We start from the raw sequence: 14,715 nt of genomic DNA, 5'->3' as shown, positions 1-14,715 counted from the left end.
TTCTTTCGTTCCCGCAAGGGCCTTTACCGAAATTTAAGCCCTATCCCCGCTATCCCCGCCAGAGGCCCTACCAGATATAGTGGATTTGCGTTTGCGCCAACCAAGCTCTTGACCGGCTCCGCCGAGTCGCTTTTTATGACGGTTGTGCGACGTTGAGCGCACGTCCGGCGGCTCGGATCGCCGGTCCACTTCAGCGTTCATGTTGGCGTTTCAGCGCGGCATTGACGGTCAATCCGTCACATCCGGGCACGGGTTCCTGCGTCTTGCGTGCGGTACGGGGGATCATCGAGAGGGGATCAGACCAGGCTGTTAACTCAATATTTAGAGGTTTACAGCCTTGCTAACCACTAGATAAGGTAGGCGGCCGCCAGGGTCGACACTACTCCCGGACGGGGCGTCGAACAGGTTCACAAGTCAGACCGAAGCTTTGCCGGCCATGGTCACGCCATGGCGGAACAGGCTCGGTGCGTGCGTCGGGCAAGCGGCCGGCGCGCGCGGGTTGCATGAGGGTGCGGGTCGGGTGACGGCCTGTGGATAAGACACTATATATAGAGGGCGAAAGGGACGACATGCATATCGAGCGCCACTACACCAAGGACGGCCAATCCCCTTATGCGGACATCGCGTTCCGCCAGGCGACCAGCGAGATCAGGAACCCGGACGGTTCGATCGTCTTCCGGCTCGAGAACATCGACGTGCCCGAGCAGTTCAGCCAGGTCGCGGCCGACATCCTCGCCCAGAAATATTTCCGCAAGGCCGGCGTGCCCGCCCGGCTCAAGCGTGTCGAGGAAAACTCCGTCCCGCCCTTCCTGTGGCGCTCGGTCGCCGACGAGGACGCTCTGGCCGAATTGCCCGAGGACGAGCGTTACGGCCCTGAAACCGACGCGCGCCAGGTCTTCACGCGGCTCGCCGGCACCTGGACCTACTGGGGCTGGAAGGGCGGCTATTTCGACAGCGAGGACGACGCCCGCGCCTTCATGGACGAACTGGCCTTCATGCTCGCCACCCAGCGCGTGGCGCCCAATTCGCCGCAATGGTTCAACACGGGCCTCTACTGGGCCTACGGCATCGACGGCCCCGGCCAGGGCCATTTCTATGTCGACCCGTTCACTGGCAAGCTGACGAAATCGAAGTCGGCCTACGAGCATCCCCAGCCGCATGCCTGCTTCATCCAGTCGGTCGGCGACGATCTGGTCAATGAGGGCGGCATCATGGACCTTTGGGTGCGCGAGGCGCGCCTGTTCAAGTACGGCTCGGGTACCGGCACCAACTTCTCGCAGCTTCGCGGCGAGGGCGAACGGCTGTCGGGCGGCGGCAAGTCGTCGGGCCTGATGAGCTTTCTGAAGATCGGCGACCGCGCGGCCGGCGCCATCAAGTCGGGCGGCACCACACGCCGCGCCGCCAAGATGGTCGTCGTCGACATCGACCATCCCGACATCGAGCAGTACATCGACTGGAAGGTGCGCGAGGAGCAGAAGGTGGCCGCGCTCGTCACCGGCTCCAAGACCGTCGCCAGGCACATGAACGCGATCATGCGCGCCTGCGTCAATTGCGAGGGCCATGGCGAGGACTGCTTCGACCCGAACAAGAACCCGGCCCTCAAGCGCGAGGTCAAGGCCGCCAAGAAGGCGATGGTGCCGGAGAACTACATCCAGCGCGTCATCCAGTTCGCGCGGCAGGGCTATTCCGAGCTCGAGTTCCGGACCTACGACACGGACTGGGATTCGGAGGCCTATCTGACCGTTTCGGGCCAGAACTCCAACAACTCCGTCTCGCTGTCGGACGAGTTCCTCCGCACCGTCGAGAACGACGGCGAATGGAACCTGATCAACCGCATCGACGGCAAGGTGGCGAAGACCGTGCCGGCCCGCGATCTGTGGGAGAAGATCGGCTATGCCGCCTGGGCCTCGGCCGATCCGGGCCTGCACTTCAACACGACCATGAACGACTGGCACACCTGCCCCGCCGGCGGCCGCATCCGCGGCTCGAACCCGTGCTCGGAATACATGTTCCTGGACGACACGGCCTGCAACCTGGCGTCGCTCAACCTGATGCAGTTCGCCGATCCGGCCAACGGCCACAAGATCGACATCGCAGCCTACGAGCACGCGGTGCGGCTGTGGACGGTGGTGCTCGAAATCTCGGTGATGATGGCGCAGTTCCCGTCGAGACAGATCGCCGAACTGTCCTACAAGTACCGCACGCTGGGCCTTGGCTACGCCAACATTGGCGGGCTGCTGATGTCCTCGGGCATTCCCTACGATTCCGACGAGGGCCGGGCCATCGCCGGCGCGCTGACCGCGATCATGACCGGCGTTTCCTACGCCACCTCGGCGGAGATGGCGGGCGAGCTGGGCCCCTTCCCCGGCTACAAGCCGAACGCCAAAAACATGCTGCGCGTGATGCGCAACCATCGCCGCGCCGCCCATGGCGAAACCCAGGGTTATGAGGATCTGGCGGTCAATCCGGTCGCGCTGAAGGCGGACGAGTGCCCCGACGCCGACCTGATCAAGCACGCCCGCGCCGCCTGGGACCGGGCGCTGGAACTGGGCGAGCAGCACGGCTACCGCAACGCGCAGGCGACCGTCATCGCGCCCACCGGCACGATCGGCCTTGTCATGGACTGCGACACGACCGGCATCGAGCCGGACTTCGCGCTGGTCAAGTTCAAGAAGCTCGCCGGCGGCGGCTATTTCAAGATCATCAACCGCTCGGTGCCCGCCGCGCTGCGCACGCTCGGCTATTCGGAAAGCCAGATCGCCGAGATCGAGGCCTATGCGGTCGGCCACGGCAATCTGAACCAGGCCCCGGCGATCAACCCGACAAGCCTGCGGGCAAAGGGCTTCGACGACGAAAAGATCGAGACGGTCAACGCCGCGCTGAAGAGCGCCTTCGACATCAAGTTCGCCTTCAACAAGTTCACGCTCGGCGAGGACTTCCTGCGCGATGCGCTCGGCGTCACCGACGAGCAGATGGCCGATTTCTCCTTCGATCTTCTGGCCCATCTGGGCTTTTCGAAGAAGGACATCGAGGCCGCCAACATCCACATTTGCGGCGCGATGACGCTGGAAGGCGCGCCCTTCATCAAGGACGAGCACCTGCCCGTCTTCGACTGCGCCAACCCGTGCGGCAAGATCGGCAAGCGCTACCTTTCGGTCGAAAGCCACATCCGCATGATGGCCGCCGCCCAGCCCTTCATCTCGGGCGCCATCTCCAAGACGATCAACATGCCCAATGCGGCGACCGTCGAGGACTGCAAGAACGCCTACATGCTGTCCTGGAAGCTGGCCCTGAAAGCGAACGCGCTCTATCGCGACGGCTCCAAGCTCAGCCAGCCGCTCAACGCCTCGATCATCGAGGATGAAGAGGACGAGGACGACGAGACGCTCGACGCGCTGGTCGAGGCCCCGGCCGCCGCGCGCGCCGCCCAGGTCTCCGAGAAGATCGTCGAGCGCGTCATAGAGAAGGTGATCCGCGAGCGCGCCCAGGAAAAGCTGCCCACGCGCCGCAAGGGCTACACCCAGAAGGCCAAGATCGGCGGGCATACCGTGTTCCTGCGCACCGGCGAATATGACGATGGCCGGCTGGGCGAAATCTTCCTGGACATGAACAAGGAAGGCTCGACCCTGCGCGCGCTGATCAACAATTTCGCCATTTCCGTTTCGCTCGGCCTGCAATGGGGCGTGCCGCTTGAGGAATATGTCGACGCGTTCGTCTTCACCAAGTTCGAGCCGGCCGGCATGGTGCAGGGCAACGACGCGATCAAGAACGCCACTTCGATCCTCGACTATGTGTTCCGCGAGCTGGCGATCTCCTATCTGGGGCGGCACGATCTGGCCCATGTCGACCAGTCCGAATTCTCCTCGACCCCGCTTGGCCGCGGCATCGAGGAGGGCAAGACCCAGCCGGTCTCGACGGGCTGGACGCGCGGGCACAAGCTGTCGGTCGTCTCCTCGTCCGGCCCCGCCTCTGGCACGCCGGCGGGCGCGGCCAACACGAACGTGACGGCGATCTCGCCGGGCGCGGGCGGTTCGGCCCGTGCGGCCACCGCGCCCGTCCTTCAGTTGCAGGAAGAAGCCTCGGCCTTCCACCGCGACTATGCCGACCGGAACGCGGCCTTCCAGGCCGACAACCGGGCCGACAGCGCCACCGAAGCCGAAGCGGACGCGCAGGCGGAGGCCCAGGCGGCAGCGGCCGCCGCCACCGGCCTGTCGCCTTCGGCCACGCACACATCGGCCGACGCGGACGACGCCAAGCAGATCGAGGCCGAACGGCGCATGCAGGCGATGATGCAGGGCTACACCGGCGACATGTGCGGCGAATGCTCGAACTTCACCATGGTGAGGAACGGGACGTGCCTGAAGTGTGACACGTGCGGCGCGACGAGCGGGTGTAGTTGATGGGTGGAGGGCCGAAATACACTGGGGAGCAAGGCTCAATTCCACAGCCGATATTGGGTGGTCAGAGCCTGCTTCGCGGTATGCCTATACATGATTGGCAATCAGAGTTGCAGCACTGCCAAGACAGCATTGACGCGACGTCTGCAAAGATTTTTGAAAATGCAAGGAACTATTACACACTCCTAACCTCAGTCGGATATGCGGGCTTCTTTGCTGTTTGGGCATTTTCAAGATCTTACTTACCGGAAAATGCTCAGATTGCAACGGGTCTATTAATTGCGATTTCGATACTAACTTTTATTACGTATGAAATATTCCAGATCGTATATCTCCAGTATGCGGCGGCGCAGCACGTTAAGAAGCTCGCCAATCGGGACATACCAACAGATTTTTCCCGAATACACGAATACATAGATCAAACAAAAATGATGACACTTGCATATCAAAGAAATGTAAGAACCGCCTCGATTGGCTTGATTAGCGTTTGGCTTATCTTTTTTCCCGTCTCTCTTCTTTCCGGATTTTCCGCTGGAATTATCTTGATCTATAACTTCTCAGCTCACTTATTGGGCTGGAGCTATTTCCCAAGTTAGCATAATCTGCCTCTACGCTAGGATGATGCGCAAACCGAGATCGCCGTACCGTCCGCTTCCATATTGAATGACTCGCCGAGGACGGTCTGCCGATCCCCAAACCGCAGAGGATCGTCGCCGATGCCGCCGTTTAGGCGCCAAAGCATCTCCTCCTCCGTCATCCCTGTGCTTGTCACAGGGATCCATTCCGTGATGTGGACGGACGGAGCGTGATGGCCCGGCCTGGCGACTGTGATTTCACCAGCATCACGCCGGCCAAGGCCTCAGGAATGGATTCCGGGGCCAAGCCCCTGAATGACGACGCTGTTCTGGGCGCATCGCCAACCTCACCCCCGTCATCCTCGGCCTTGAGCCGAGGATCCATTCCGTGATGGCAGCGACATCCGCCCACCGGTGAAGAACGGGCCGCGTTCGTCGATGCAGGCAGTCTTCACCGCCAGAACGGAATGGATTCCGGGGTCGAGCCCCGGAATGACGGCACGGGGTGGGTTATCGGCGCCAAGCTGCCGGACACGGCGACAAGCCCCTCACCCCGCAAGCCCTCACCCTGAGCCTGTCGAAGGGGCGGGCTTGCGGTTCCACCTCGTCCTTCGACAGGCTCAGGGTGAGGTGGGTGGGGGCTCTCAGGATGAAGTGCAACGGAACGGCTCGGGGGCACAAAAAGATGCCATCTCCTCCGCCCGCCATCCTCGGCCTTGAGCCGAGGATCCATTCCGTGATGGCGGCGGCGCACGGTCGCTGACGAGGAACGGGTCGCGTTCGTCGATGCCAGCAGTCTTCACCACCAGAACAGAATGGATCCTTGGGTCAGACCCAAGGATGACGGTGGTGGTTTATGCGCCTTTGTCGGCGCTCAGCCAGCGGAAGATGACGGGCGCCAATGCCGGCCCCGCTGGTTCCTCTCCCCGCCGGGGAGAGGTGGGCGCGGCGGCGCATTGCGACGACGCGACCGGTGAGGGGGACGGCGCGGGAGGCGTATCGGCACGATGCGGCCGGGCCCGGCGTGGAAGCCCCCTCACCCGACTGCGACCAGCGCTCGCGGCGCATCGCGCGGTCTCGTATCCCTCTCCCCGCATGCGGGGAGAGGGAGGCACCCGCGCCCCGCAAGCCCTCATCGTGAGCCTGCCGACGTCACCCTGAGCCTGTCGAAGGGTGCGGTTCCACCTCGTCCTTCGACAGGCTCAGGATGAGGTGAAAGAGGGCGGCTCAGGAAGAGGTGGCACGGAAACACCCGCAGTAAACGCGCACGCCGCAAGCCGGAGCGGCCGGCCAACAAAAAACCCCGCGCCAGGGCGCGGGGTCTGTCTCCGGACCCGATTTCCGGGGTTCTGCTTACCAGTCGACCGAGAAGCGGCCGCCGAGCGCGTAGGACCAGTCGCTGCCGACGGTGTAGGCGAAGGTGTCGCCCGGACCGCCCGCACCGACCGCCGCTTCGGCGGCAACCGAACCGGCCGTCAGGTAGCTGATCGCGCCGCCGAGCTGCAGCGATGCGCGCTCGTTGGACATCTCGATGCCCGCGGCAAACGTCCAGGTGTCGGTGAACACATCCTCGGTGGTCGACACGCCCTGATCCCAGGTGACCGTTGCCGACGCGGCGAGCCAGTCGGTCACCTGCCGTCCGACACCACCGGAGACGGTCCAGCCGTCCTTCCAGAAGAATTCGAGGTTGCGCACGCCGGGCAGCGGACCGCCCGTGACCGTGTAATTCAGCGTCTGCAGCACGCTCCAGTCGGTCCACTTGACCGAGCCGAACACCAGCGTGCCCGGCGCGACGCCGGTCTGGGCGCGCAGCTCCACCGACTGCGGCAACGTGCCGGCTGCGCGTGTGGTGCCGGCTCCACCGGCCAGCGCGTCGGCCGCGGTCACGAAAGTGCCGGTCGGCGTGTGAGTGACCTGGCTGCGATAGAGAAGCTGGACGCGCGCGGCAATCTCGGGAACCTCATAGGCAATGCCGATGCGGTAGCCCGGATTGTAACCGCCATTGAACGAGAGCGTGCCCTGGGTGCCGTTCAGCGTACCGCCGACGGCGCCAGCCACCGGGGCTGGCTGTCCGGCCGCCAGAAGGCCGCCGGTGATGATGGCGCCCTGGAACTGGACCGTTTCGGCATAGCTGAAGTTTTCAAGGAACACGCCGCCGATCAGCGACAGGCGACCGGAGCCCATGTCGCCGAACGAGCCGACATTGTTGATCATGGCCGCGCAAGTCAGCCCGAATTCGTCGGTGGAAAACTGGCGGCGGACGAGACCTGTGCCGTCGACCAGGCCGGCAGCGATCGCCTGCGGGCCGTAGGTCGAGCTGGCGCCATAGGGTTGGGCGTACGTGCCGGCGCAACGGGCATAGTCCGTAATGTTCAGCTTAACGGCGGCGTTGGGCACGATGTATGTGTTCGTATAGTCTGGATCGGTCGCCGCCACGCCGCCGATCGTCGCATAGCCACGCTGCGGCGAGACGATCGTCGCGCCCGCACGCATGCTGAAATTGCCCTCTTCAAAGAGGATGTCGGTATCGGCCGTGCCGCGCGAGAAGCCGCCGGCCTGGGCCGCGCCGACCAGAACGGTCGCGCCGGCAACGCCTGCGATAAGAGCCTTGAATGTACCCGTCATGGGTCCCCTCCACCTTGTGTGCTTAGCCCGTTTTCGCCGAAACGGCGCGCGCAGATCAAGCACAATTGCGGGCCGGCCGGGGAGCGACAAGCTACGCGCAAGCATCGCCAAAACCCAATCGCGCGGCGGTGGCGCGGCGGGCTCTGCGATGCTCGCCCGAGCGGTCGAAAAACCGAGGATTTTCAAGTCAAACCGCGCCGCACGCGACCGAAACCGGCCGAAAAGGGCGACTGTTGCAAAACCGTCACAACTTCGCCCTTTTTGCTGACGCGGGGTTAACGCAAACGTCAACGGCAGGGGAAAAGCTTCACATTTCAACGATTCGCGCGTGCGCCGCCTGAAGCTTCTCGAGCGCCGGCACGGCTTCGGCCAGCTTGTCGCGCTCGGCCTGCACCACTTCGGGCTTGGCGTTGGCGACGAACTTGTCGTTCGCCAGCTTCTTTTCGAGCCGGACGATCTCCTCGCGCGCCTTCGCGATCGCCTTTTCCAGCCGCGCCTTCTCGGCGGCGATGTCGATCAGCCCGCCAAGCGGCAGGCAGACCGTCGCCTCGCGCACCACGATCTGTGCGGCGCCCCTGGGCGCTTCGCCCGCCACCACCACATCGTCGGCGCGGGCAAGCTGCTTGATCGCCGGATCGTGGCGCAGCAGCCATGCCGTCGTCGTCTCGTCGGCGCCGACGACGACGAGCGGTCCGGTCGCCGAGGGCGGCACGTTCATCTCGGCACGCACCGAGCGCACGCCGGAAACGAGCTCGACCAGCCAGTTGATCTCGTCGGCGGCGGCCTCGTCGGCAAGGACCGGTTCGGGCCAGACCGCATGGCAGATCAGCCCCTCGCGCTTGCCCGTCAGCGCCCACAGTTCCTCGGTGATGAACGGCATGAACGGGTGCAGCAGCTTGTAGATCTCGTCGAGCGCGAAGGCGGCGCAGGCGCGCGCCTCGGCCTTGGCGCTCTCGTCCTCGCCGCCAAAGACCGGCTTGAGCAGTTCCAGATACCAGTCGCAGAATGTGTTCCAGACGAACCTGTAGAGCGCGCCGGCGGCCTCGTTGAACCGGTAGGCCGCGATCGCTTCGGTTACCTCGGTGACGGTGCGGCCAAATTCTGTCAGGATCCAGCGGTTGATGGTGAGCTTCGTGTCTTCGGGCCGGAAGCCGGCATCGTGGGCGACGCCGTTCATCTGCGCGAAACGCGTCGCGTTCCACAGTTTCGTGCCGAAGTTGCGGTAGCCGGCGATGCGCGCCGGATCGAGCTTCACGTCGCGCCCCTGGGCAGCCATGATGGCAAGCGTGAAGCGCAGGGCGTCGGCGCCGTAATCGTCGATCAGTTCGAGCGGATCGATGACGTTGCCCTTGGATTTCGACATCTTGGCGCCGTGCTTGTCGCGTACCAGCGCATGCACGTAGACGGTGTGGAAGGGCTCGACGCCCCTGCCCTGATCGTCCTTCATGAAGTGCAGGCCCATCATCATCATCCGGGCGACCCAGAAGAAGATGATGTCGAAGCCGGTGACCAGCACCGAGGTCGGATACCAGGTGTCGAGCGCCTCGGTCTTGTCGGGCCAGCCGAGCGTCGAGAACGGCCACAGGGCGGACGAGAACCAGGTGTCGAGGACGTCCTCGTCGCGCGTCAGGTCGACATCGTCGCCATAATGGGCGCGCGCTTCGGCCTCGGCCTCATCGGGGGTCTTGGCGACGAAGACCGTGCCATCCGGCCCGTACCACGCCGGTATCCGGTGGCCCCACCAGAGCTGGCGCGACACGCACCAGGGCTGGATGTTCTCCATCCACTCGAAATAGGTCTTCTCCCAGTTGCGGGGGACGAATTGCGTGCGTCCCTCGCGCACCGAGGCGATCGCCGGTTCGGCCAGGGTCTTTGCGTCGACGAACCACTGGTCGGTCAGCATCGGCTCGATGACCACGTGGGAGCGGTCGCCGAAGGGCTGCATGATGCGCTTGGCCTCGACCAGGGGGATCGCATTGCCCTGATCGTCGGTCGTCATCACGGCCAGCCCCTCGCCGGTGATCTGCTCGACGACGCGCTTGCGCGCCTCGAACCGGTCGAGCCCGCGCAGATCGTCGGGGACCAGGTTGAGCGCGTCGGCTTCGGCCTCGTTGAGCGTGCGCTCGCCGCGCGCGACCGCCTGCGCGATCGTCGCCGCCTCGGCATAGGGCGCGCCGTCGTCGCGCATGGCCGCCTTGGTGTCCATCAGCCGGTACATCGGGATGGAGCCGCGCTTTGCCACTTCATAGTCGTTGAAATCGTGCGCGCCGGTGATCTTCACCGCACCGGAACCGAAGTCGGGATCGGGATAGTCGTCGGTGATGATCGGGATCAGGCGACGATGTTCCTTCGGGCCGACCGGAATCTCGCACAGCTTGCCGACGATCGGCGCATAGCGCTCGTCGGACGGATGCACCGCAACGGCACCATCACCGAGCATCGTCTCGGGCCGGGTCGTGGCGATCGAGATGTAATCACGCGTCTCGCGCAGCGTGACCGTGCCGTCCGCGTCCCGTTCGACATATTCGTACGTCGCACCGTCCGCGAGCGGATATTTGAAGTGCCACATATGGCCGTCGACCTCGATGTTCTCGACCTCGAGGTCGGAAATCGCGGTCTCGAACTTGGGGTCCCAGTTGACCAGCCGCTTGCCGCGATAGATCAGCCCTTCCTTGTAGAGCCGGACGAAGACTTCCAGCACCGCCTCGGACAGGCCGTCGTCCATGGTGAAGCGCTCGCGCGACCAGTCGCACGAAGCGCCCAGCCGCTTGAGCTGGTTGAAGATCTGGCCGCCGGACTCGTCCTTCCACTGCCAGACGCGCTCGATGAACTTGTCGCGTCCCATTTGGCGGCGGGTCATGTTCTCGCCGCTCTCGGCGAGCTGTCGCTCGACCACCATTTGCGTGGCGATGCCGGCATGGTCCATGCCCGGCTGCCACAGCACATTGTTGCCGAGCATCCTCTGGTGCCGGATCAGCACGTCCTGAAGCGTGTTGTTGAGCGCATGGCCCATGTGCAGCGAGCCGGTGACGTTGGGCGGCGGGATGACGATGCAATAGGGCTTGGCACCCTCGCGCGCACCGGCGCCCGCCGCAAAGGCGTTGGCGGCGTCCCACGTTTCGGCAATGCGCGGCTCGACGCGGGCCGCGTCAAAGGTCTTGTCCAGCATGAAAATGATCCGTTCCGGGACGGCGGAATTGGCCGTTCCGCTGTAAACCGGATGCACCCGATGAAGTCAACAAAGCGGCCGGCGCGGCCTTCGGGCCCGGGTCAGTCCCGGCGCGGTTCGCCGCGGGCGATGCGCTCGATCTCGGCGCGGACGAGACGCTCGACCATCGAGGGCAGATTGTTGTCGAGCCAGTCGGCCAGCATCGGGCGCAGCATCTCCTCGGTGACCTCGGCGAGATCGCGGCCGGCCTGCTGACGCAGCGTGTCCGAAAGCGCCTCGAACGACATGCCCACCGACCGGCTGACATCGTGCGAGACGAGCGGTTCGGGCAACATGTCCGGGCCGGGTGCGGGCCTCCGGTCGTCGGCGGAGGGCTCGTCGTGCGCCGGCGGCTCGGCCGCGGGCAGGTCCAGCGGCGACAATTGGGCGATCGTGTCCTCGGCCTCGGTCTCCGCAGCGTCGGGCTCCGGCTCCGGTTCAGACGGCAGCGGCGCGGCGGCGGCGCTGCGCAGATCGCCTGCGGTGGCCGACAGAACGCTCGCCACCTCGGCGAAGGCGCGGCTGTCGTCCTCGGAAAGCCGGCCCTCGTAGCGGCCTGCGAGGGCGCGGTCCGGTGCGCGGGCCGTCAGGATGCCGTTGGCATCGAAGACCGTCTCGCGCTCGCGGCTTCCGGCCGCAACGCGCGCGTCGAGCGCCTCGGCGAAGGTCTCCAGTTCCGAACGGCTCATCGGCGGCCGGTCATCATGGGCCGAAGGCCCGTCGTGGTCGCCCTCAAAGCCGCTTGGTGTGCCCTCGGCATCGTCCCGAGCTTCGGGCGCGGAGGCCTGCGGGCTCGCCGCAGGCGTCGACCCGCGCGCCGCCTCGACGTCACTGCGTTCGATGATGCGGCGTATCGAGGACAGGATCTCGTCCATCGAGGGCTGATCGTTGGAAGGGTTGGGCTGGCCCATTGTCTGTCCGTACTGCGGTTCGGTTGCGAATCGGTGCCCCACCCTAACCAAGCACGGGCGGAATGAGAATCCCGGCCGGCCGGTTTCGGCGTGGGTTCACAGGATTGGGCGTTCAGCGTCCGTCCGGCGTGCGCAGGCCGTACCACATATCCTTGACGGCCTCGTAATGCTCTTCGGGTTCGTAGGGTTCGACGCCCAGGCCCAGGCGCGAGGCGCTGAGCCGGCCGACGGCGGAAACCACCGCATAGGAGGAAACCACCAGGTTCCGCTGCGCCTCGACAAGCGCGATCTGCGCGTTGAGCACGGTCGCCTGCGCGTTCAGGACATCGAGCGTGGTGCGCTGGCCGACATTGCGTTCCTCAATGACGCCGTTCAGCGCCAGCTGCGAGGCGCGCACCGATTCCTCGTTGGCGCGGACCGCGGCGCGCGATGCCTCGAGCTGCGTCCAGGCCGACGTCACCGCCGCGCGCACCTGATCGCGGGCGACGGCCGTGTCGACGCGCGCCTGGCCCAGTTCCTCCTTGCGCTGGCGCACCGTCGCGCTCGCCTGACCGCCCTGATAGATCGGCACGGTGACCTGGGCGCCGATCGAAGCCGAGGTGCCCGACGTGTTGCCCCGGCTCGTGTAGGTCGAGGACTGGGAGACCGACGCGTTCAGACCGACCTGCGGCAGGAACGCTCCCTCGGCCGCCTTGACGCTGAACAGGCTCGAATCGACCAGCGCGTTGCGCACCGCGATCGCCGGGTGCTCGGCAAATGCGATCGCATAGGCCGAATCGATCGTGTGGGGCAGCAGCTTCTGCAGCGGTCTTGCCTGCTGCAGGGCGCCGGGCGCCATGCCGGTGAGTTGGCGGAAGACCGCCTCCGAGGAGGCGACCGCGGCGCGCGCAGCGGTAAGCTGGGCGGAGGCGCCGGCAAGGCTCGCCTCGGCCTGGGCGACGTCGGTGCGGGTGCCCTCGCCGACCTCGAAGCGGGCCCGCGCGGCGCGCAGCTGCTCGCGGAGAAACTCAAGGTTGCGGGCGCGCAGATTGGCGATCTGCCGGTTCTGCAGCACATCCATGTAGGCCTGGGCGGTGTCGAACAGCACGTTCTGTTCGGTGTTGCGCAGGTTCTGGCGCTCGGCGCGCACGCCGGCCTCGGCCGCCTGGACGTTGTTGCGGGTCTGGAAACCGTCGAAGATGGACTGGTTGATCTCGACGCCGAAGCTCAGCGAGGTGCGCCCCAGCCCCGTGCCGGCGCCGCCGGTCGAGTTGGACGAGTTGACGATGCCGGAAGTGCCGGTCACGCGCGGCCGCCAGCCGGACTTGGCGAGCGGCACGCGCTCGTCGGCCACACGCACGCCGGCGCGGGCGGAATTGAGCTCGGAATTGTATTCATAGGCACGCGCGAGCGCGCCGTGGATCGTCTCGGCCGCCGCCGCAGGCGAGCCGAGCATTGCGGCCGAGGCCAGGACCGCAACACCCACCATCAATACGCAACGCATCTCTTTCCCCTGGCTGTTCGAAACCGTGCGGCCCGGCCGACGCTGATCGAGCGTCACGCTGCGGGCAATAAAGGACAGGCGGCTCCGGGCAGCAAGGTGCCACAGCGGGACCGGCCGGCTTTTGCCGCCTTTGTTGCCAAAGGGCAACGCAGCACGCGCCGTCGCGTCAGAAGACGAACTCGGGCGCTTTTTCGAAGCCCGGCAATGGCTTGACGGAGAGATTGAAGGCGCGGCGCCGGGACAGCACGCCCTCGTCGTCGCGCAAGTGCAGCACCGCGAAGCCGGTCAGCCCATGCCCCTCGACGACGACCAGCCGGCCGCCGGGCTTGAGCTGGTCGAGCATGGTCTGCGGCACCTCGTCGACGGCGCCGCCCATGAAGATCACGTCGTAGGGTCCCTCGCCGGGCAACCCCCTGTCGAGCGGGCCGTTGACGACGGCGACGCTGTCAAAGCCCTGCCGCACGAGAATGTCGTTGGCGCGGCCGGCGAGACCGTCATCGCTCTCGAGCGCGATCACCGCGCCGCCCAGCCGCGACAGGATCGCCGAGGAGTAGCCCATGCCGCAGCCGACATCGAGGACGAGGTCCGAGGGCTGCACGTCGGCAAGCTGCACCAGGCGCGCGAACGGCGCCGGCTCCATCAGGAAGCGCGGCTCGTCGGCGCCGTCGTTGAGCAGGATGTCGTCGTCGATGTAGGCGAACGGGCGCATGGCGGACGGCACGAACGCCTCGCGCGGCACGGTCAGCATGGATTCGATGATGGCGAGGTCGGTCACGTCACTGGTGCGCACCTGGCTGTCGACCATCGCGCGCCGCAATTCGGTGAAATCCTGGCCCATGTCGAGATCCGCCCCGTTGGCACGAAAGACCGGCACACGCCGGGCCTCCGGGCGGTCTGCCCGGTGCCCGAAGGCGCATTGTGAGCTGGAGGCCTCGCCCGGAATCGAACCGGGGTAAAAGGATTTGCAGTCCTCTGCGTAACCACTCCGCCACGAGGCCGGCTCACGTGCCTATCGCGCGCCCTGTTAACAGAGCGTTTTTGTGGCGACAAGCAGGCTTTGCGGCAAAGCCGCAGGAAAGCGCACGGGGCCCGTCAGCGCCGGTTGCGGCCGTTGCCGGCCTTGCGCGCCCGCCGGACCGCGAGACGCCGGCGCAGCCGGCGCAAGGGGTGCAGTTCGTGCGACAGCACGAGCAGGCCGAGCGGGATCATCCAGAAGCCGAGAATCGGCAGGAAGCCGAAAATGCCGAGCACCGTCAGGACGATACCGAGCGCGATCCGCACCGGGCGCGAGGCCGGCTTGGGGATTTCGCGGCCGAAGAACCGATAGACCGGGCGACCCGGCGAGACCGCATCGACACCCGCGCGGGACGGCGTTTCGCCGGATTTTGACGGGCCGGATGCGGGCTCTTCGACCGGGTCGACCCGGCCGGTCGTGTCGCTGCGATTGTCCATCGGGGTCTCGTGCTTGCCCGCCGCGGGCACCGGCCTTGACGTGAGCGGTCGCGGACACGACTTC

General features: G+C 65.7%; 8 protein-coding genes and 1 tRNA gene. 2 read left to right on the top strand and 7 right to left on the bottom strand.

From position 1 onward, the window contains the following. The first annotated feature begins 569 nt into the window (after window positions 1-569). Window positions 570-4,400: a vitamin B12-dependent ribonucleotide reductase gene (locus E0E05_RS08030; protein ID WP_131617953.1), complete on the top strand. Its 3,831-nt coding sequence runs from the start codon at window positions 570-572 to the stop codon at window positions 4,398-4,400. Further along, window positions 4,400-4,993 (top strand): hypothetical protein, encoded by a 594-nt coding sequence (locus E0E05_RS08025; RefSeq protein WP_131616239.1) that lies wholly within the window; start codon window positions 4,400-4,402, stop codon window positions 4,991-4,993. The genes E0E05_RS08030 and E0E05_RS08025 overlap by 1 nt, the downstream gene beginning before the upstream one ends. A gap of 1,332 nt (window positions 4,994-6,325) precedes the next feature. On the opposite strand, the gene E0E05_RS08020 is transcribed toward E0E05_RS08025, so the two are convergent. From E0E05_RS08020 to E0E05_RS17840, 7 genes are all read right to left on the bottom strand, one after another. After that, window positions 6,326-7,597 (bottom strand): outer membrane protein transport protein, encoded by a 1,272-nt coding sequence (locus E0E05_RS08020; protein WP_131616238.1) that lies wholly within the window; start codon window positions 7,595-7,597, stop codon window positions 6,326-6,328. A gap of 307 nt (window positions 7,598-7,904) precedes the next feature. Continuing rightward, entirely contained in the window at window positions 7,905-10,766 is a 2,862-nt protein-coding gene (locus E0E05_RS08015) for a valine--tRNA ligase (RefSeq protein WP_131616237.1), read from the bottom strand. Between the two features lie 101 nt (window positions 10,767-10,867). Beyond that, on the bottom strand, window positions 10,868-11,716 hold the full coding sequence (locus E0E05_RS17785) for a PopZ family protein (RefSeq protein WP_131616236.1): 849 nt from the start codon (window positions 11,714-11,716) through the stop codon (window positions 10,868-10,870). Between the two features lie 112 nt (window positions 11,717-11,828). Next, window positions 11,829-13,199 (bottom strand): TolC family outer membrane protein, encoded by a 1,371-nt coding sequence (locus E0E05_RS08005; RefSeq protein ID WP_244598011.1) that lies wholly within the window; start codon window positions 13,197-13,199, stop codon window positions 11,829-11,831. Between the two features lie 166 nt (window positions 13,200-13,365). Continuing rightward, complete coding sequence (locus E0E05_RS08000; protein ID WP_131616235.1) at window positions 13,366-14,037, bottom strand: protein-L-isoaspartate O-methyltransferase family protein; 672 nt, start codon at window positions 14,035-14,037, stop codon at window positions 13,366-13,368. An 86-nt stretch (window positions 14,038-14,123) separates the two neighbouring features. Continuing rightward, window positions 14,124-14,197: transfer RNA gene (locus E0E05_RS07995), tRNA-Cys, on the bottom strand. Window positions 14,198-14,291: 94 nt separating this feature from the next. Next, window positions 14,292-14,651 carry a PGPGW domain-containing protein gene (locus E0E05_RS17840; RefSeq protein WP_131616234.1) on the bottom strand — a complete coding sequence of 120 codons (360 nt, stop codon included), beginning with the start codon at window positions 14,649-14,651 and terminating at the stop codon, window positions 14,292-14,294. Window positions 14,652-14,715 lie beyond the last annotated feature (64 nt).

Origin of the sequence: Roseitalea porphyridii, from assembly GCF_004331955.1 — a bacterium.
GTDB lineage: Bacteria > Pseudomonadota > Alphaproteobacteria > Rhizobiales > Rhizobiaceae > Roseitalea > Roseitalea porphyridii.
This window is presented reverse-complemented; position numbering and strand designations above follow the sequence as displayed.

Bases quoted from the DNA above. Each gene is read 5' to 3' on its own strand.
- E0E05_RS08030 (WP_131617953.1), top strand. From the start codon at position 570: ATGCATATCGAGCGCCACTACACCAAGGACGGCCAATCCCCTTATGCG.
- E0E05_RS08025 (WP_131616239.1), top strand. From the start codon at position 4,400: ATGGGTGGAGGGCCGAAATACACTGGGGAGCAAGGCTCAATTCCACAG.
- E0E05_RS08020 (WP_131616238.1), bottom strand. From the start codon at position 7,597: ATGACGGGTACATTCAAGGCTCTTATCGCAGGCGTTGCCGGCGCGACC.
- E0E05_RS08015 (WP_131616237.1), bottom strand. From the start codon at position 10,766: ATGCTGGACAAGACCTTTGACGCGGCCCGCGTCGAGCCGCGCATTGCC.
- E0E05_RS17785 (WP_131616236.1), bottom strand. From the start codon at position 11,716: ATGGGCCAGCCCAACCCTTCCAACGATCAGCCCTCGATGGACGAGATC.
- E0E05_RS08005 (WP_244598011.1), bottom strand. From the start codon at position 13,199: ATGCGTTGCGTATTGATGGTGGGTGTTGCGGTCCTGGCCTCGGCCGCA.
- E0E05_RS08000 (WP_131616235.1), bottom strand. From the start codon at position 14,037: ATGGGCCAGGATTTCACCGAATTGCGGCGCGCGATGGTCGACAGCCAG.
- E0E05_RS17840 (WP_131616234.1), bottom strand. From the start codon at position 14,651: ATGGACAATCGCAGCGACACGACCGGCCGGGTCGACCCGGTCGAAGAG.